Below are 18691 nucleotides of genomic sequence, written 5' to 3' on the forward strand. Positions count from 1 at the left end.
ACGGAAAGCGATTAATCCTACCGAAAAAAAGAAAGCGGAAACCATTTCCAAGACAAGTGCTATATAAAGCACCACGCTACCCCCATAAGAAAAGAGCCGCTCACTGTTAAGCGAGCGGCATTAAGCTTTGAAGCTGGCTTTTTATGGTCAATCTTTACTGATGTACCTGTCTATATTACAGTTTTTCAGTTACGATTTTAGGTGTTACAAATATCAATAACTCTTGACGCTCATTGGTGTCAGATGTGTTTCTAAATAAGAAGCCCACTAATGGAATATCACCTAAAACAGGCACTTTACTCACACTGCTGATAAGGTTTTGTTGATAAATACCACCCAGTACGATGGTTTCTCCATTATTCACTAACACCTGAGTACCAATACGCTGCGTATCAATCGCTACCGCTTCACCCGTGGCTGTTGCAACGGTTGTACCTTGTGAATCTTGAGTAATCTCAAGATCAAGGATAACGCGGTCATCAGGCGTAATTTGTGGCGTAACACGTAAAGATAACACTGCTTTCTTAAAGGTTACGGTTGTTGCACCACTAGAGGCTGATTCTACATAAGGAATCTCAACACCTTGCTCAATGTATGCAGACTTTTGGTTAGAAGTGGTAATACGTGGGCTGGCAATAATCTCACCTTTGTTTTCTTGCTCTAATGCACTTAATTCAAAATCGAGCACGGTACCATCGGCTAACTTAGCAACATGGAAAGCAATACTAGTAGCTGAGGTCGCTGATGCCGGTAAATTAACATTTAAGCGGTCGTCTAGACTTGGAATAGTACCACCGGCAATATCACTTGCACCTTCAAGCGTACCCGATGTGCCATCTGAACCCTGTTGGTCAGTGATACCCCAGCGAACACCTATGTCTTCACTGACGTCATCTTTTACTGTCACCATACGTGCTTCAATTAATACTTGCTTGATTGGAATATCAAGCACTTCAATTAAACGATGTACGTTTTCTAAAATGTCAGCCGTATCTTTAACCAATAATGTGTTAGTACGTTCATCAACAGCAACGCTACCACGGTTAGATAATAACGTTGATTCTGGCGTTTTCAGTAACTCGGCAATATCAAGGGCTTTTGCATAGTTAATTTGTAAGTATTCAGAATACAGCGGCGCTAATTCTTTTACTTCTTGTTTATTTTTAAGGTCGTTACTTTCACGGATAGCCAGCTCTTCACTTGGCGCAACCATTAAAATATTACCTTCAATACGTTTATCAAGACCTTTTGTTTGTAAAATTAAATCTAAAGCTTGGTCCCAAGGCACATCATCTAAACGTAAAGTAATATCACCTTCTACGGTATCACTAGTGACTAAGTTAAAATTATTATAATCAGCGATAATCTGTAAAACGGTACGCACTGAAATATTCTGGAAGTTTAATGATAATGAGCGACCATTATATTTTTTAGCTTCTTTTGCCACAGACACTCGTTCTACTTTATCAACACTGACTTTAAATACGTCGCCGTCTTGACGGTAGTTGTAATCATAGCTGCCCTCTACATCAACCATAATGCGTGCTGTTAAATCATCTTTAAAGGTTTCAAAGCTATTAACTGGGGTAGCAAAATCTTGTACGTCCATTACGTACAATAAATCATTACCAATGTCAGTATTATATAATTTGATTTCGAGCTTTGAACCAACTTGTTCAACGTTTGCAGCAACAGAGCGATTATTTAAATTAAATAATATTTCACCACCACCAGTTTTATTGCGACGAAAATCGATACTTTGAATGGCATTCACAAAAGGGTTACTGGCTTGATCTGGACCTGCAACATCATCATTAATGGTTAAGCGGTAACTGTTACCAACAATTTTACCTTGGTACGGCTTAACATTATTTAACGCAACGACAATTTGAAGATCGCCACCCTGTTGCTGCGCAGTTAATTGCTCTACGCCGACTTGATCTACCGGTATCACACCTTTATTTAGGTTTGAAATTGTATCGGCAAAATTAAGCATAATCTCAGCAGGATCAGCAGACAAATCAACCGTGGGTGATGTCACTGCTGACTCAAATACAAGTTCGAGTTCTAGTTGGTGATCAACAACAGAATGATATTTTACATCCATAAGGCGATTAGCAGCGAATGCACTTGGCATTAAAGCCACGAACATAACTGCGCTTATAAGCGCTTTACACAATGATGAGTTTGTTATTGCTTTTTTCATCGCGGCAGAAGATTCCATTATTCCCTCATCCTTCGCACGTTATTTTCCTGATAATTCTAAGTTGCTAGCTCTTTCTGCCCAGCAACCTGAACCGTCAGGGATTAATTCAATAATTTCGATAAATTGCGGCGTAACTTTTGCAATTCGGCCATGATAAAGCCCTAAATATTCACCCACACCTAAACGATATACATTAGCATCAGTTGATTCGACTAACGCCCAAATAGTACCGTCTTCACTCAGTGTTCCACGCATTCTTAAATTGTCGAGCGCATAAGTCTCTAGGCGACCTTTACGACGTTTTAAGTCTGGTTGTAAACAGTCCTTTGACGTATCGATGACTTCTTCTGTTAGTTCCCTTGAAGGCGGAACAAAAGGGCTACGCATCAGTTCTGCTTGATATGCAAAATGTTCAAACTTAGGCGTTTCTTTTAAAGGCGGTATACGTGCGACATGTTGCGCCTTAGTAGTAGTAACAAATAGCTCTAAATCGCTACGATCGCCAATACAACCTGTTAATAAAAACGACATAATCACAAAAAGAGGAAGTAATTTCATTATTTCTGCCCCTTATTTGCTTGTGGTGGTAACTCAGCACCTTCTTTAAAGCGATAAGTTTTTGCAAGAATATCCATTGATAATCCGCCAGCGTCATTTCGCTTAATCACAAAATCATGCAAGCTTACTATTCGTGGTAACTTAGCAACACCGCTTACCATATTACCTATTTTATGGTAATCACCTTGAACAGCCATTTTTATTGGGAACTCAATATAAAAATCTCGCTCAATTTCGTCGTCCCAATCTAGGCTATTAATACGAAGTCCAGCATCCGTTGCGACAAATGTTAAGTCATCTAACAGACCCGGCATTTCATTTTCAGACGGTAGCATTTTTAATAATTCAGCAAACTGCGCTTCCATTACCACCAATTGCTCACGGTACAGTTTTAAGTTTGCAGCTAAACGATATTTATTTTCGAAATCTTCACGTAATTGTATCTCTTTTTGCTGCTCAGCTTCCATGACATCAAGGGTATCTGAAATAAACAAATAGTAACTTGCACCAATAACACATAAAGATAAAAATGCGGCAAACACAATTTTAACCAGCTTAGGCCAGCCACCGATATTATCAAAATCGATATCATTGAATTGGTCGAGGTCGAGATTCATTTTCTCGCTCCTTGGCTGGTATCGACAGCGGTTGATTGTGAATCATCACGAATGGTCACGCGTAACTTAAAGCTTTGTAATTGTCTTAACTCTTCATTTTGCGTCACAATCGACTGCATATTAGGATCATTCAAATAAGACGATGTTTTCACTTTTCTCATCATATTGGCGACGTTGTTATTCGACTCACTGCGCCCTTCAATCCATAAGATACTGCCCTTCTTTTCAATACTAGAAAGGTAAATCCCTGGGGGCACTATGCGGACGAGTTCATCTAATACATGAGTAGGCAAATTACGCGATTGCTGTAAATTAAGAATAATTTCAGTGCGACGCTCAATGTCTTTTTTACGCTCAGTAATTTTTCTAATTTCAGCAATTTGCGTGTTTAACAAAGCAATTTCTGAATCAAGATAAGCATTACGTTGACGCTGATCGTCTGTCACTAACTCTAAAAAGCTTAGAAAAAGATAAACTAATAAAGAGGTCACTAAAAAAACCAGCGCAAGTATACCGATGTAATCGCGTTTTTGTTTTTCTCTTGACTCTTCACGCCATGGTAAAAGGTTTATGTTCGCCATTGAGCATAACTCCTCAACGCAAGACCACATGCCACCATATACTTACTCATAGTGGGTTGAAGTTGGCTTTTCATGGTGTCATCTGCGTGTAAACAGCCTTGGAAAGGATCGGCGACAATGGTGTGAGCACCTAACTCATTGGTGAGTAACTCTGCCATTCCCTCTAATTTAGCCGTGCCGCCGCAAAGTACGATGTAGTCAACTTTTTCACGACCACTTGCAGTACAGTAAATTTGAAGAGTACGCTTTATTTGTTGTAATAATTGAGTTTGAAACGGTGACAATACCTCAAACATATAATTTCGAGGCAGTTGATTGGTGACTTTTGCGCGCTCAGCTTCGTCATGCGGCATGCCGTAAAATGACAAAATAGATTGGGTAAACAATTCACCACCAAAAGCTTGCTCTCTAATAAAGGTGGTCTCACCTTTTTCGACAACAGAAAATGTGGTCATGTTCGCACCAATATCGACCATGGCAATTGATTTTTCTTTAGCGCCTTCAGGTAACTGGCCGTAAATCAATTCAGCTGAGCGGCCTAACGCATACGCTTCAACATCAACGACTTTAACATCCAGCTCGACGGCATCTAACGCATCAACGCGAGAATCAATGTTTTCACTGCGGCATGCGCTGAGTAATACATCAACTTTAGTGGGGTCGGTAATATTAGGGCTGAGTCGCTCAAAATCGATGCTAACTTCATCTAACGAATAAGGAATGAGGTTGTCAGCTTCGATTTCAATCTGAGCCTCCATCTCTTCTTCGTTTAATGCCGCATCCATATAGATGACTTTGGTCATAACGGCTGAGCCGGAAACAGCAACAGCAGCAAACTTTACCGATTTAGGCAAAATGCGCTTAATCTGTCGCAATGATTCCATTACAGCTTCAGAATCTCGAATATCATGATCGACTACAGCTCCCTTCTTAACAGGAACTGATGCATGATTTTGAATTTTATATCCATCAGCAGTCTTGCTCAACAAAATGGCTTTTATTTCATGAGACCCGATATCAATCCCAACCATCTGAGGTGCTTGCCGCTTCCACAGTTTAGAAAGCATAGTCCGTCATCACAATTCTATTATTATTTTATAAGAGATTAGCACATAATCAACTCGTTATAAGTATTTGTATAAAATGTTTCTGCATTTTACAAATACTATTTTAACTTAATCATGTTTTACTTCACCAAAAACTCTTCGGCTTATATACTAACGCCACTATTTTTGTTTTTTGGAATTATCGAGTGAAGTGGTTTAAACGTTTATTAATCGCCTTTTTTAGCCTATCACTTTTAGGTGTCGCCGCCATTGCAGCAGCATACTTTTATGTATTGCCAGACTTACCTGATGTTAATTCATTAAAAACGGTTCAATTACAAACCCCGCTTCGCATATACAGCCAAGACGGCAAACTTATCTCACAATTTGGTGAAAAACGTCGTATTCCTGTGGAATACGATGATGTGCCGGTGCAATTGATCAATGCCGTACTCGACACCGAAGATGCACGTTTCTTTGAACACAGAGGCATCGACCCCATTGGTATTATTCGCGCAGCAACCATTTTGATCACCACAGGTAAAAAAAGCCAGGGTGCGAGTACTATTACTCAACAGGTTGCCCGAGGTTTCTTTTTATCAAATGAAAAGACCTATATTCGTAAAGTAAAAGAAATCTTTTTAGCATTAAAAATTGAAAAGGCACTGTCTAAAAAAGAAATCTTAGCGCTCTATTTAAACCGTTCGTTTTTAGGAAACCGTGCATATGGCGTGGGTGCAGCCGCGCAAGTGTATTACGGCAAAGAGTTAAATCAATTGTCGCTCCCAGAAATGGCAATGATTGCCGGTTTACCTCAAGCGCCCTCTGCCGCTAACCCAATTCGTAACCAAGAACGCGCTATCGCCCGCCGTAACTGGGTATTAAGCCGCATGCTTGAAAAGCGTAACATTACACAAGCCGAGTACGAAGAAGCCATCAGCAGCCCTTCTACCGCCAAATATCATGGGGCGGAAATCGATTTGTACGCACCTTATATTTCTGAAATGGCACGCGACTACATGATCCAAAAATACGGTGAAGAAGCAGCGTACACCAATGGCTTTAACGTTTACACCACCATTTCATCTGATCTGCAGCTAATGGCTCAAGAGTCTTTACGTGACAATGTATTTGCCTACGACCAACGCCATGGTTATCGTGGCCCCGTGAAGGAGTTATGGACAGAGACGCCATTAACTCACGATGAAATCATCACCACGCTCAAACGCACTTCACCTATGCAAGGCATCATCCCAGCAGCGGTAATGAGCGTGAGCGAGCAACAAGCTCAAGTGCTCGACGCTGAAGGTAAACTGATTACACTGGAATGGAAAGGCCTGAAGTGGGCACGTAAATTTATTAGCGACAAGCGTCAAGGCTTACCTCCAAAACAAGCCAGCGACATTCTCACCGCGGGACAACAAGTTTGGATCCGTGATAACGGCAAATATTGGCAGTTGTCGCAAATACCATTGGTATCAAGTGCAACCGTGTCACTTGAGCCCCATGATGGCGCCATTAGAACCTTAGTCGGTGGCTTTAGCTTTAGTCAAAGCCAGTTTAACCGTGTCACCCAGGCTAAACGTCAGTTAGGCTCTAACATTAAGCCATTCATTTATGCCGCAGCGCTTGAAAAAGATTACACCTTAGCGACATTAATTAACAATGCGCCAATTAATAAACCCGATACACGTCAGGGCACAGCATGGCGCCCTAAAAATTCACCTGACATTTATGGTGGCCCAACGCGTTTACGTGTTGGGTTAGCTCAATCGATTAACGTGATGTCGGTACGCGCTATGCGTCATGCTGGGTTAGATAACACCATTAAAGAGCTGGTTAAATTTGGCTTTGACCCTAATGATCTACCACGCAATGAATCACTGGCATTAGGTTCGCCTTCGGTAACACCGTTACAAGTGGCTACGGCATTTAACGTCTTTGCAAATGGCGGTTATTTAGTTGAGCCTTACTTTATCGATCATGTCACTGACGGTTATGACAATTTGATTGAGCAAACTATCCCTGCTATTGCTTGTAATAAACCACAAGATACAACGCAGACATTTAGCGATGTTGATGACCCATTTGCCGCCATGGCAGATGAACTGTCACAGCCAGTCATTGAACAAGACGATGCCGTTGAACCTAATTATGATGTCGAAACCCAAACCACGCAGCTCACCGCTGAAGATAATATCTGTAGTAACCCTGACGCACGATTCGCTAAGCAGATTATTTCTGAGCAAACAGCGTTTCTTATCACCGAGGCTCTCAAAAGTGTAATTTGGGGCGGCGGTGATTGGAGCAAAGGCACTGGCTGGAACGGTACAGCTTGGCGTGCAGCTAAACTCATTAAGCGTCATGATATAGCAGGTAAAACGGGTACCACAAACGAGTCTCGAGACACTTGGTTTAGTGGCTTTAATCCAACACTCACCTCTACATTTTGGGTCGGCTTTGATGATCATGGTCGTCAATTAGGTCGCTCTAGCTGGATGGCAAACGGCGAACCAGACCAAATATCAGGGGCTGAAGCGGGTGCAAAAACGGCGGGGCCCGGTTGGAATGACTTTATGAATAAAGCATTAGCGGGCAAGCCAGAACATCCTGTTATTCCGCCACAAGGCATTGTATCTGCTCGGATTGATTTAGCGACAGGGAAATTAACCCGTAAGACAGATCATACGACAGCATTTGAATATTTTGTTGAAGGTACTGAACCTAAAGAATACGTCACAGAAACACAGCAAAGTGGCGATATCTTTATCGACAATGCTGCCGAAGACTTATTCCAATAACTTATTTGAATCAAATAAAAAGCCATTCAGTCGAATGGCTTTTTTGTCACTGCAGTGTGCGAATATGACGGGTTAGCTTAGTAGGAGTAATTGCTGTAACTCTGTTAAGTTACTAACCTGATAACTCGGTGAGATATCGTCACTCACCGCGGCCCCATGATGATTTAACCAGCAAGTATCAATGCCGGCATTAATACCACCTAAAATATCAGAGTGAAGGTTATCGCCAACCATTAACACCTGGTGCTTTTCTGGCTCCCCCATCAAGCTAAAAGCATGATTAAAGATAGCCACATCAGGCTTTGCTTTACCAAGTTGTTCTGAAATCACGACCGGACTAAATGCATCTTTAAACCCCGTGCGACTTAAACGAATACTTTGCAGCTCAGTAAAACCATTGGTAATGATCCCTAAGTTAACCTTACCGCTTAAAGAGTCAACGAGCTCACGCGCACCCGGTAAAGGCTGACAAATATCGCCCATAGCGGCTAAAAACTGACTGTTTAAATGCTGAGGTGTAACAGATAATTTATTGGCCCAATGGGTAAAACGCGTATGTTGTAAATGAGCGGCATTGATTAAACCATTTTGATAATCCACCCAAAGTGGTTTATTAACTTGTTGGTAAGCTGCAAAATCGTCGAGACTAAACTCCACGTTAAAACGTGAGAACATTAACTTTAAGCCAGCAAAAGCATCAAAATGAAATAATGTTTCATCGGCATCAAATAAAATCCATTTATATTTACTGACTAAATTAGACATCCTAACAACCTTAAATGTTAAAACTAAGCACGGTTTTCTTTTAATCAAATAACTTGATTAATTGCGGCTCTTGTTTAAGTAGACTTTGATAAATAGTTAACTGATTTTTTGCTCGGTCTAGATTATGTAACGGGTATTTAATTGAAAAATAACCATCACCCTTTAAATAATCTGTTAAAAATCGCACCCCAAGCATTAACGTCATGGCTTTTATACCTAACCATAAACTTTGCTTTTCAAGTGGCGTAATGATCCCTTCAAGGGAATCAACATACGCCATCGTCGCCGTTGAAATGATTTGTGGGCGAGCATACACCTCAGCTAAATGTGTTGAATCTTCGGGCTCTGGCGAGCAAAAGGCCCGGACCATATCACCAAAGTCATACATCAAATAACCCGCCATACAGGTATCTAAATCAATAATCGCCATACTAGACATATCGCGCTTATCAAACAGCATATTGTTGATTTTGGTATCGTTATGACAAATTCGTCGTGGTAATAAGCGTTCAAACTCAGCTAATTGAGTGAGCAATGCGGTTTGTGACAATGCAAACGTAGCCCATTCCTGGCAAGTGTTAAGCCTTGAATAAGCATCATCATTCACCGCATCGGTTAATTGCTGCATCCGCTCAGGCAGATTTAAAAAGTTGGTAATAACATCATCAATGTTTGTTGATGGCATATCGCTGAGTGCGGCAGCAAAATGACCAAAGGCATAAGCGGCAACTTCAGCTTGTTCAGTTTGTGTGACTAACTCAATCGTATGGCTATGCTCTAAATAATCGATAGCACGCCAAAAACCTTGCTCTTTAAGATCGACATATAAATCGCCTGCCACAGTAGCCACTGGGCTAACAACTTGTAGCGAATAGTATTGCTGCTGGTGCTTTGCGGTTAAATGCTGGCTAATACGAGCTGCATTGCTAACCACCAGATGAGGCTGAGTAAATATCTGGGTATTTATTTGTTGTAAGACGATTTTTTTAGCGCCATCGGTCACTAAAAATGTCTGGTTAATATGCCCATTACCCAAAGTACTAATTGACGCATTAGCGCAATGAATACCAAACTGCGGCAACACAGTTTGTTTAATAAATTCAATCAATCACATGCTCCATTTGCACCAATATTATTGGCTTAGCAATGTTTCAAACTGTGGATTTTTCATTAGCGCTGCCTGGCTGCCTTTTAAGCTAAACTTATAACCACACAATTTAAAATCGCCCCGCAAAGCAATGTTGTTCACCATCACATATTTATCCAGCGGGGTAAACTTGGCCTCAGTGGCACCATCGGCAAGTAAATCGACAGTCATGGGTCTAAATTGACTACCATCATTAAACTCAAGCTCGGCACAGGTTTTATCGCCAACTGCACTGGCTAGTCGCCACAGGTTTTGCGCATCACCAGTATCACCTAACCAACGTAAAATAAGCACGTCGCCTTCTAAGGCTAACCAAAAGCCATCAGGTAATTTAACCATCTGTCTGCTCATATTAACGGGTTCAATCACACCTTGGCTCATTTCTGCCTCGACATCTGAATCTTCTGAGCTTGAAAATGCATTAATTAACGCCATCACCAGATAAATCAGCAATCCAAGCACAAAAACAGCGGCCAAAATTTTGCCAGCTAACAACAATTTTTGTTGATGCAACTTAGCCACATTAACCCAAGATTTGGCAAGTTCAGTTATCGAACCTGACTGTAATGCATCTTGATCAACATATAAGGGTTGGTTATTACGCTCACGCTTAGCGGAAAATGTGCTGTTAGCAGTGTCATGTTCGTTATCAGTGTCAAACTGCTGAGTGACATAGGGCTCATCATGCTTTGGGCTCTGGGTAGGTTCAACATCAGTGTTAACCGCTTGATAAGCCACATCTGCTGTGTCAGCGTCATTTTGTACCGTTTGTGGCTGAGCCTCCTGATTAACAAATGGATTCTCTGTAACAGACACGCTAACCGCTTGACCTTGCATCACCGGGTCTTGGCGTCGATGCATCGCGCTTTGTGCGCTATTCATTACCCGATGAGGCCCATAATATCCTAGAGCATATTGAATAGGATTTTTCGCAGGTAAAAAGCTTAAATAGCCGCCGCAAGCCAACCCAAATAAAAACACACCAGCTAACGCGCCAAGTGGCGCCTCAAAATAAGCCGCGACACCAAAAATAAGTACAGGCAATAAACAAACGAGCACAAATGTAATGGTTTTATTCGCATCATGTAAGCGGCGCATTGCCGATAAACCAACAATAGGTAGCGACACAACCGTGGCGATTAAAATGATGATACTTGCAGGAAACACCAAAGCCGCAATACTCAACAAAGCAAAAGCAGCAAATACGATGGCCATTAACCTTAAACCTGTGTCACGACCTTCGCGGCACAGCAGGGTTTTTACTAACATCAAACATTCCTATAATTGGTTTACGTTTATTTAGCTGGGTTTATTCAATACAATCCAATACTGATGGTTAAACTTAAAATTTGTGACAAATACGCTCTAAGGGATGTCAATCTACCCGCAAAATTAATAACAAAAAAACACCATTGAGCACAATAGCGCAAAGCCTACAGAATTTATCTTATAAAGCCAGACCCTATGGGTGTGTTAAGCAATTATTTTATCGAAATAATGCCCTAGTACCCATATCAAATTGAGCCGTAATTAACGAGCTTGAGCGCAGTTTATCTGTGTACTTATAGCGCTAGCATAACCTTACTGTTAACGAGTATAATATTAAGCTTTCTTAATGAATAACCAATGAGAAACCCAATTTATGAGCACTCGTGGAAATCTTTTTATTGTGTCAGCCCCTAGCGGCGCAGGTAAATCTTCTCTTATCTCGGCACTGTTAAAAGATAAACCCAGCGATAAACAGGTTTCTGTATCGCATACCACTCGCCAACCTCGCCCGGGTGAAGTTGACGGCCAACATTATCATTTTGTTGATGTTGAGCAATTTAAAGCACTAATCGCACAAGATGCATTTATTGAATGGGCTGAAGTATTTGGTAATTATTACGGCACATCAAAAACCGTAATAGAGCAAACGCTAGCAAAAGGTATCGATGTATTTTTAGATATCGACTGGCAAGGTGGTGAGCAAGTCAAAAAACTCATGCCTTATGCTGTTGGAGTATTTATTTTACCGCCATCAAAAGCAGAGCTTGAGCGTCGATTAACTGGTCGAGGCCAAGACAGCCAACAAGTCATTGATTCGCGTATGGCACAAGCGGTATCTGAAATGTCACATTATGCACAATATGAATTTGTGATTGTAAATGATGATTTTGATACGGCTCTGACCGACTTAAATGCAATTATTCGTAGCCAAAGGCTAACCTGTGCTAGTCAGCAGTATACCCACAATGGTATGCTTATTGATCTCTTGGCAGATTAATTGTCATAGTGTACAATTTTGCGTCATTTTTTCCCATAGATAACACTGGAGTTTCAACACATGGCTCGCGTAACTGTAGAAGACGCCGTAAACAAAATCGGCAACCGTTTTGATATGATCCTGGTTGCAGCGCGTCGCGCACGCCAAATCGCCGTGCAAGGTAAAGATCCTATGGTTGAGGAGATGAACGACAAGCCAACGGTTATCGCATTGCGCGAAATCGAGCTTGGTTTAGTCACCTCAAACACATTAGATGCTGACGAACGCCAAACTGTGCGTGAACGTGAAGCAGCTGAAATCGCAGCTGTTGCAGCTATTGCAGAAGGCCGCGTAGTTTAAGGAGTAGCGCCACTTGTATCTGTTTGAAGGTCTAAAAGAGTCAGCGTCCAGCTATTTAGAGCCGGAGCAAGTCGAATTACTCAAGCAGGCCTATTTGGTTGCGCGTGATGCCCACGAAGGGCAAATGCGCACAAGTGGCGAGCCTTACATTACCCACCCCGTTGCGGTAAGCCGCATCTTGGCGGACATGCGACTCGATCACGAGTCGCTTATGGCTGCCCTGCTCCATGACACCATTGAAGACACTCCCGTCACCAAAGAAGAGCTCACCGAGCTGTTTGGTATTACGGTTGCGGAATTAGTCGAAGGTGTCTCTAAGCTAGACAAAATTAAGTTTCGCGACAAAAAAGAAGCCCAAGCGGAAAACTTCCGCAAAATGATGATGGCAATGACTCAAGATATTCGAGTAATTCTCATTAAATTGGCTGACCGTACTCACAATATGCGTACACTTGGGGCACTTCGCCCAGACAAGCGTCGTCGTATTGCTCGCGAAACCTTAGAAATTTATGCGCCAATTGCCAATCGATTAGGTATTCACAACATTAAAATCGAACTTGAAGACTTAGGTTTTCAAGCCTATTACCCTATGCGACATAGAGTGATACGAGAAGTTGTTAAAGCCGCACGAGGCAATCGCAAAGAGTTAATAAACAGTATTGAATCAGCAATTGAGTCTCGCCTTGAAGAAGCTGGCATTCCAGCAAAAGTCAAAGGCCGTGAAAAAAACCTCTATTCTATTTACTGTAAAATGCGCAGCAAAGAGCTTCAGTTTCAAGAAGTGATGGACATCTACGCGTTTAGAATTATTGTTGACTCCATAGACACCAGTTATCGAGTGCTTGGTGCGATGCATGGCTTATATAAACCTCGCCCTGGTCGCTTCAAAGATTATATCGCCATTCCCAAAGCCAATGGTTATCAATCTCTGCACACCTCTTTATTTGGTCCACATGCTGTGCCTGTTGAAGTGCAAATTCGCACCGAAGAAATGGATCAAATGGCAGACAAAGGGGTTGCTGCGCATTGGATGTACAAAAATAGCACCGATGCAGCTAAACAAAATACGACTCAAGTTCGCGCCCACAAGTGGATGCAAAGCTTGCTTGAACTTCAGCAAAGTGCAAGTAGCTCATTTGAGTTTGTTGAAAATGTTAAAACCGAATTATTCCCAGAAGAAATCTACGTATTTACACCAGAAGGCCGCATTTTAGAGCTACCTGTTAACTCTACCGCAGTCGACTTTGCCTATGAAGTTCACACCGATGTGGGTAACTCATGCGTTGGTGCACGCGTTAATCGTCAAGCATACCCATTAAGCCAACCGCTTATTTCTGGGCAAACGGTTGAAATTATTACCGCTAAAGGTGCAAGACCCAACGCTGCATGGCTCAATTTTGTGGTTACAGGTAAGGCACGCGGTAAAATTCGCCAGGTGTTAAAGAGTCTCAAAGGTGATAACGCCATCGCACTCGGTAAGCGCTTATTAAACCATGCGTTAGGTGATACTAAGCTAGAAACCATTCCACCAGAATTGCTCGAAAAAGTGATTAAAGAAACCAAGCACACTTCGCTTGACTCGTTGCTGGCCGATATTGGCTTAGGCAACGCCATGAGCATTGTGATTGCCCAACGCTTGGTTGGCGAGCAGTTTGACTCGCAAGATCACACCAAAGAAAAACCACAAATGCCAATTCGTGGTGCTGAAGGCATGTTAGTGACTTACGCTAACTGCTGTCGCCCTATCCCTGGTGATGCGGTCATCGCCCATGTCAGCCCAGGTAAAGGCCTAGTGGTTCACATGGAAAGCTGTGCCAATATTCGTGGTTATCAAGGCGAGCCAGACAAGTACATTTCAGTGCATTGGGATAACGTTGAGGGTGCTGAATACCAAGCTAACTTGCGGGTTGAAATTGTTAACCACCATGGTGCATTAGCTAAAATCACTTCTATTATTGCCTCTGCAGGTTCGAATATTCACAACCTCAGCACAGAAGAACGAGATGGCCGTGTGTATTTGATTAATTTACGTATTTCAGTTAAAGATCGTGTCCATCTAGCCAACGTTATGCGCCGGATCCGTGTGTTACCTGAAGTATTGCGCACATCGCGTAACCGTTAATTACTGCTAATTATAAGAGAGTACCCAAATGGCTGAAAAGATCATTATCGCAACCGACAAAGCCCCACAAGCAATTGGCACTTATTCGCAAGCCGTTAAAGTGGGCAGTACCGTTTATCTATCTGGTCAAATTCCATTAGACCCAAAAACAATGACCATGATAAGCGATGATTTTTCAGAGCAAGTTGTGCAGGTGTTCGAAAACCTAACCGCTGTGTGCGAAGCGGCTGGCGGCACAATGAGTGATATCGTTAAATTAAATATCTTTTTAACTGACTTATCTCACTTTGCTACTGTAAACGAAATTATGAGTCGTTACTTTCAACAACCTTACCCCGCTCGCGCAGCGATTGGTGTCAAAGAGCTGCCTAAAGGCTCACTGGTTGAAATGGACGGCATAATGGAAATTTAACCGCCAATGTTAAAGATTCGATAAAGGCACCTTGGGTGCCTTTTTTATTATTTTTCACTTCCATTTCATAGAGCATTTGCTCGACTCTTATTGTTTATTCAACAAATTCTGTTAACTTATCCTAGTGTGACCTTGCACGCATAATGTGCAAATTGTTTGCGCCAATGCACAAAAATGGCCATACTAAGTTGGTGTTTTACTCAACTATAAAATCCACAATAACAATAAAGAACATGGAAGCGTCGATGGAAAATTTAATTAAAACTCCCGTGGAGATGTTGTCTCATTGGGTAGAAACTCAAGGTGACAAAGTTTACCTTCGCCAGCCAATTGGCGGCAAATATGTGGATTTCACATGGCGCGAAGTCCAGCAAAAAATGCAACAAATTGCCGGCTCACTTCGTCACTTAGGCCTAGCGCCAGGCGACAAGGTTGCCGTATTGTCTAAAAACTGCGCCGAGTGGTTTATTGTCGATTTAGCCTTAATGTACGGCGGCTACATTAGTGTACCTATCTATCCCACAGCCAATGCTGAAACCATTCGGTATGTGGTTGAGCACAGCGGTGTCAAAGCTATTTTTAGCGGCAAACTTGATCATTGGGCAGAACAAGAGGCCGCTGTTGGGGGCGACATTCTTCGTTTAGCCATGCCGTACGACACCATGCCAGCACAATATCACTGGGAACAATTGCTAACACTGGGTCTGCCATTAGTTGATGCACCATTTCCAACCACCGACCAGGTGATGACCCTTATTTATACTTCTGGCTCGACGGGCAAACCTAAAGGTGCCATTCAAACCTTCGCCAGTTATGGCTGGGCATGTGAAGCCGTGGTACGCGATTTAAAAACCAACACCGCCGACCGTCTGTTATCTTATTTACCGCTTGCTCACATTACTGAACGTGTTGCCATTGAAGGCTCATCATATTATTCAGGCTCTACTGTTGCCTTTGTTGAAAGCCTAGATTCATTTGTCGACGACATTCAACGCTGCCGTCCGACGGTATTTTTCTCTGTACCGCGCTTATGGACAGTATTCCAGCTTAATATTATTAATAAAATTGGTGAGAAAAAACTTAAAAACTTACTTAAGCTGCCTATTATTAGCAGTATTGTTAAAAGCAAAATTAAAAAAGGTTTGGGTTTAGACCAGTCTCGCTTAAACGGATCAGGTTCGGCGCCTATCCCGCCGTCATTAATACAATGGTACAACTCTGTCGGAATTGATATTTGTGAAGCATGGGGTATGACAGAAAACAGTGCATATTCGATTATCAACTATCCATTTAATCCCAATAAAATTGGCACTGTCGGTCGCCCTGTTGAAGGTAGCCTTGTACGTAAAAGTGAACAAGGTGAGTTGTTAGTGAAAAGCCCAGGATTAATGCAAGGCTATTACCTACAAGAAGAAGCCACTAAAGCCGCATTTGCAGAAGATGGCTTTTTCTATACCGGTGATTTGTGTGAAATCGACGAAGATGGCTACATTGAAATTACTGGCCGAGTAAAAGACAACTTCAAAACCTCTAAAGGTAAATATGTTGCACCAGTGCCCATTGAACGTCGATTAGCTCAGGACTCACACGTAGAACTGATTTGTGTTATTGGATCCGGTTTACCGCATCCTATCGCACTGGTTCAATTATCTGAAGGCTCTAAACTGCAACCACGCGAAGAAGTCAGATCATCATTAAAAGAAACTCTAGACAGCGTTAACCCGCATTTAGAGTCACACGAACATGTTGATGCTATTGTCGTTGTAAATGAAGATTGGAACATCGAAAATGATGTGCTCACGCCAACACTTAAAATTAAACGCCACGTGCTTGAGAAAGCCTTTAGCGCTAAAGTTGAAGGTGTTCGCGGTGCTAAAATTCGCTGGGAAGATGAGTTGTAATTTGCAACAGATATTTTTAATCTGACCCGAAAAAAATACACGCTAAATAGCGTGTATTTTTTTGACATATTCTGTCAATATACGCGCACAATTAGGCAGTGCTAATGTGGTACAGCTTAACTTTACAAGGCAGAAACAATCATGTTCATTGCGTTATCGATTATTGGCGGTTTTATCATATTAACCTTTGGCGCTGAAGCATTAGTGCACGGTGCAAGTGCGGTTGCGCTTCGTTTAGGTATTGCTCCACTTATTATTGGATTAACCATTGTCGCATTTGGTACCAGCGCCCCTGAACTCGCGGTCAGCGTAAAATCAGCACTTGCAGGTAACCCGGGTATTGCGCTGGGTAACGTGGTGGGCTCTAACATCGTTAACGTTGGGCTTATCTTAGCCATAACCGCACTTATCCGTCCGATTACTGTGCAATCACAAATGGTTAAACGTGATATTCCCATCATGATCGCGGCATCAGTTTTAGTGTGGTTCTTATTACTCGACGGCGATGTCAGCTTTATTGATGGCGCTATTTTATTTAGCCTATTGCTTGGTTATTTAGGTTTTAGTTATGTCAGCTCAAAAAATAATCCCGAAGCGTTAGACATTGATGCCACACCACAAAAACCACTGTTGTCAGTACTACTGATTGCGGTAGGGATAGCCATGTTAGTGGGTGGCGGAATTTTGTTTGTCGATGGCGCTGTTGATTTAGCGAAACAATTTGGCATAAGCGAAGTGATTATCGGCTTAACGATTGTGGCTATTGGCACCAGTATGCCTGAACTGGTCACCTCGGTGATGGCCGCATTAAAAGGTCAAAGTGACATCGCGATTGGTAATGTTGTAGGCTCAAACATATTCAATGTGCTGGGCATTTTAGGTGCAACCGCTTTAATCCATCCGGTGTCAGCAGCAGGGTTTAATGAGGTCGATTTTATCGCCATGTTGATTTTTGCCATTATGGTTTTGCCATTTGCCTGGAGTGGCTTACGCATTGGTCGCCGTGAAGGCGGCGTGTTACTTGCGGGATACCTAGGTTATACCAGCTATTTGGTCATGCAAGTGGTGTAATCAACTCACTTATTTTGAGCAAATAAAATAAGGCCAACAGCAATGTTGGCCTTATTTATTAGCAAAACAAAATGACATTTGTCACCTTATTTGGGTGACCTTTGTGTCTGATAATCAAATCGGGTTTTCTCCATACTAAGGTTATTCCCACACAGGGTGGGCAATAAGGAGATAGCCATGAAAACACTACTATTAATCACTAGCCTTAGTTTAGTCAGCCCCCACAGTTTTGCTGATATCAAGGATATTGATGACGCAGCTAACACCATGAACATAAGTCAACTAGCGCAATATAGCCAACACACCAATGACTATGAGCAAGCCTACGCATTTTATCGATTAGCCATCACCGCTAACATTAGCGGTCAACGCAAACAGACTGCCGATTCGTTAAACCAGGCCCAAAGTACCCTAGAAAACTTACTCAGTGCACAAGCAACTGCAGACTCACAAGCACTGTTAGCAGCAGTATATGGCATGCAAATCGCGTTAGATAACAACAAAGGTGCTGAGTACGGTATGAAAACTGCCGCACTATTACAACAAGCCACAGAGCTAGAGCCCAACAACCCAAGAGTCAGTTTAGTCAAAGCAATCAATGCATTTTACACCCCGAGCGTATTTGGCGGCGGACTAGAAAAAGCCCAATCCTTCGCAAGCCAAGCTATTACGCTTTACGACCTACCTTGCGACACCATTTGTTGGGGGCATGCTGAAGCCTATACATGGCGAGGACTTGCCAAACAGGAGCAAGGTGATTTAACCGGTGCATTGGAAGACTGGCAAGCAGCAATAGACATAGATCCACACTACGGCTGGGCTATATTTTTATCTAGCCAACAGGCTGTAAAACAGTAAT

General features: G+C 42.3%; 16 protein-coding genes. 8 read left to right on the forward strand and 8 right to left on the reverse strand.

The window, feature by feature from the left end:
- Positions 1–175: 175 nt before the first annotated feature.
- Genes IEY48_RS03895 through IEY48_RS03915 form a run of 5 tightly spaced genes read right to left on the reverse strand, consistent with a single transcriptional unit; the run spans position 176 to position 5029 of the window.
- Positions 176–2224 carry a type IV pilus secretin PilQ gene (locus tag IEY48_RS03895; protein ID WP_188917464.1) on the reverse strand — a complete coding sequence of 683 codons (2049 nt, stop codon included), beginning with the start codon at positions 2222–2224 and terminating at the stop codon, positions 176–178.
- A gap of 21 nt (positions 2225–2245) precedes the next feature.
- On the reverse strand, positions 2246–2764 hold the full coding sequence (locus IEY48_RS03900) for a pilus assembly protein PilP (RefSeq protein ID WP_188917466.1): 519 nt from the start codon (positions 2762–2764) through the stop codon (positions 2246–2248).
- Positions 2764–3381 carry a type IV pilus inner membrane component PilO gene (locus IEY48_RS03905; protein ID WP_188917468.1) on the reverse strand — a complete coding sequence of 206 codons (618 nt, stop codon included), beginning with the start codon at positions 3379–3381 and terminating at the stop codon, positions 2764–2766. The genes IEY48_RS03900 and IEY48_RS03905 overlap by 1 nt, the downstream gene beginning before the upstream one ends.
- Positions 3378–3962 (reverse strand): PilN domain-containing protein, encoded by a 585-nt coding sequence (locus tag IEY48_RS03910; protein ID WP_188917470.1) that lies wholly within the window; start codon positions 3960–3962, stop codon positions 3378–3380. The genes IEY48_RS03905 and IEY48_RS03910 overlap by 4 nt, the downstream gene beginning before the upstream one ends.
- Positions 3950–5029 (reverse strand): pilus assembly protein PilM, encoded by a 1080-nt coding sequence (locus IEY48_RS03915; RefSeq protein WP_188917472.1) that lies wholly within the window; start codon positions 5027–5029, stop codon positions 3950–3952. The genes IEY48_RS03910 and IEY48_RS03915 overlap by 13 nt, the downstream gene beginning before the upstream one ends.
- Before the next feature lie 185 nt (positions 5030–5214).
- Between IEY48_RS03915 and IEY48_RS03920 the strand changes: the two genes are divergently transcribed.
- Positions 5215–7809 carry a penicillin-binding protein 1A gene (locus IEY48_RS03920; RefSeq protein ID WP_188917474.1) on the forward strand — a complete coding sequence of 865 codons (2595 nt, stop codon included), beginning with the start codon at positions 5215–5217 and terminating at the stop codon, positions 7807–7809.
- Between the two features lie 72 nt (positions 7810–7881).
- Here IEY48_RS03920 and yjjG read toward each other — a convergent pair whose 3' ends face one another.
- The 3 genes from yjjG to IEY48_RS03935 are packed head-to-tail and all read right to left on the reverse strand — an operon-like array spanning position 7882 to position 10990.
- The gene (gene yjjG / locus IEY48_RS03925) at positions 7882–8574 is read right to left on the reverse strand and encodes a pyrimidine 5'-nucleotidase (RefSeq protein WP_188917476.1); all 693 of its coding nucleotides are present in this window, start codon (positions 8572–8574) and stop codon (positions 7882–7884) included.
- A 40-nt stretch (positions 8575–8614) separates the two neighbouring features.
- Positions 8615–9682: a phosphotransferase enzyme family protein gene (locus IEY48_RS03930; RefSeq protein WP_188917478.1), complete on the reverse strand. Its 1068-nt coding sequence runs from the start codon at positions 9680–9682 to the stop codon at positions 8615–8617.
- Positions 9683–9706: 24 nt separating this feature from the next.
- Complete coding sequence (locus tag IEY48_RS03935; RefSeq protein ID WP_188917480.1) at positions 9707–10990, reverse strand: DUF805 domain-containing protein; 1284 nt, start codon at positions 10988–10990, stop codon at positions 9707–9709.
- A gap of 373 nt (positions 10991–11363) precedes the next feature.
- On the opposite strand from IEY48_RS03935, the gene gmk reads away from it, so the two are divergent.
- The 7 genes from gmk to IEY48_RS03970 all read left to right on the forward strand — a co-directional run bounded on the left by gmk (position 11364) and on the right by IEY48_RS03970 (position 18690).
- The gene (gene gmk, locus IEY48_RS03940) at positions 11364–11987 is read left to right on the forward strand and encodes a guanylate kinase (RefSeq protein ID WP_188917482.1); all 624 of its coding nucleotides are present in this window, start codon (positions 11364–11366) and stop codon (positions 11985–11987) included.
- A gap of 60 nt (positions 11988–12047) precedes the next feature.
- Positions 12048–12326, forward strand: a complete 279-nt coding sequence (gene rpoZ, locus IEY48_RS03945) for a DNA-directed RNA polymerase subunit omega (protein ID WP_160051914.1) — start codon at positions 12048–12050, stop codon at positions 12324–12326.
- 13 nt (positions 12327–12339) lie between these two features.
- Complete coding sequence (spoT, locus tag IEY48_RS03950; RefSeq protein WP_188917484.1) at positions 12340–14448, forward strand: bifunctional GTP diphosphokinase/guanosine-3',5'-bis pyrophosphate 3'-pyrophosphohydrolase; 2109 nt, start codon at positions 12340–12342, stop codon at positions 14446–14448.
- Between the two features lie 28 nt (positions 14449–14476).
- Positions 14477–14860 carry a deaminase RidA gene (gene ridA, locus IEY48_RS03955; protein ID WP_188917486.1) on the forward strand — a complete coding sequence of 128 codons (384 nt, stop codon included), beginning with the start codon at positions 14477–14479 and terminating at the stop codon, positions 14858–14860.
- Positions 14861–15105: 245 nt separating this feature from the next.
- Complete coding sequence (locus IEY48_RS03960) at positions 15106–16761, forward strand: AMP-binding protein (RefSeq protein ID WP_188917488.1); 1656 nt, start codon at positions 15106–15108, stop codon at positions 16759–16761.
- A gap of 141 nt (positions 16762–16902) precedes the next feature.
- Positions 16903–17832: a calcium/sodium antiporter gene (locus IEY48_RS03965; RefSeq protein WP_188917490.1), complete on the forward strand. Its 930-nt coding sequence runs from the start codon at positions 16903–16905 to the stop codon at positions 17830–17832.
- A 177-nt stretch (positions 17833–18009) separates the two neighbouring features.
- Positions 18010–18690 carry a tetratricopeptide repeat protein gene (locus tag IEY48_RS03970; RefSeq protein WP_188917491.1) on the forward strand — a complete coding sequence of 227 codons (681 nt, stop codon included), beginning with the start codon at positions 18010–18012 and terminating at the stop codon, positions 18688–18690.
- Position 18691 lies beyond the last annotated feature (1 nt).

Origin of the sequence: Shewanella saliphila (assembly GCF_014648295.1) — a bacterium.
Classification (GTDB): domain Bacteria; phylum Pseudomonadota; class Gammaproteobacteria; order Enterobacterales; family Shewanellaceae; genus Shewanella; species Shewanella saliphila.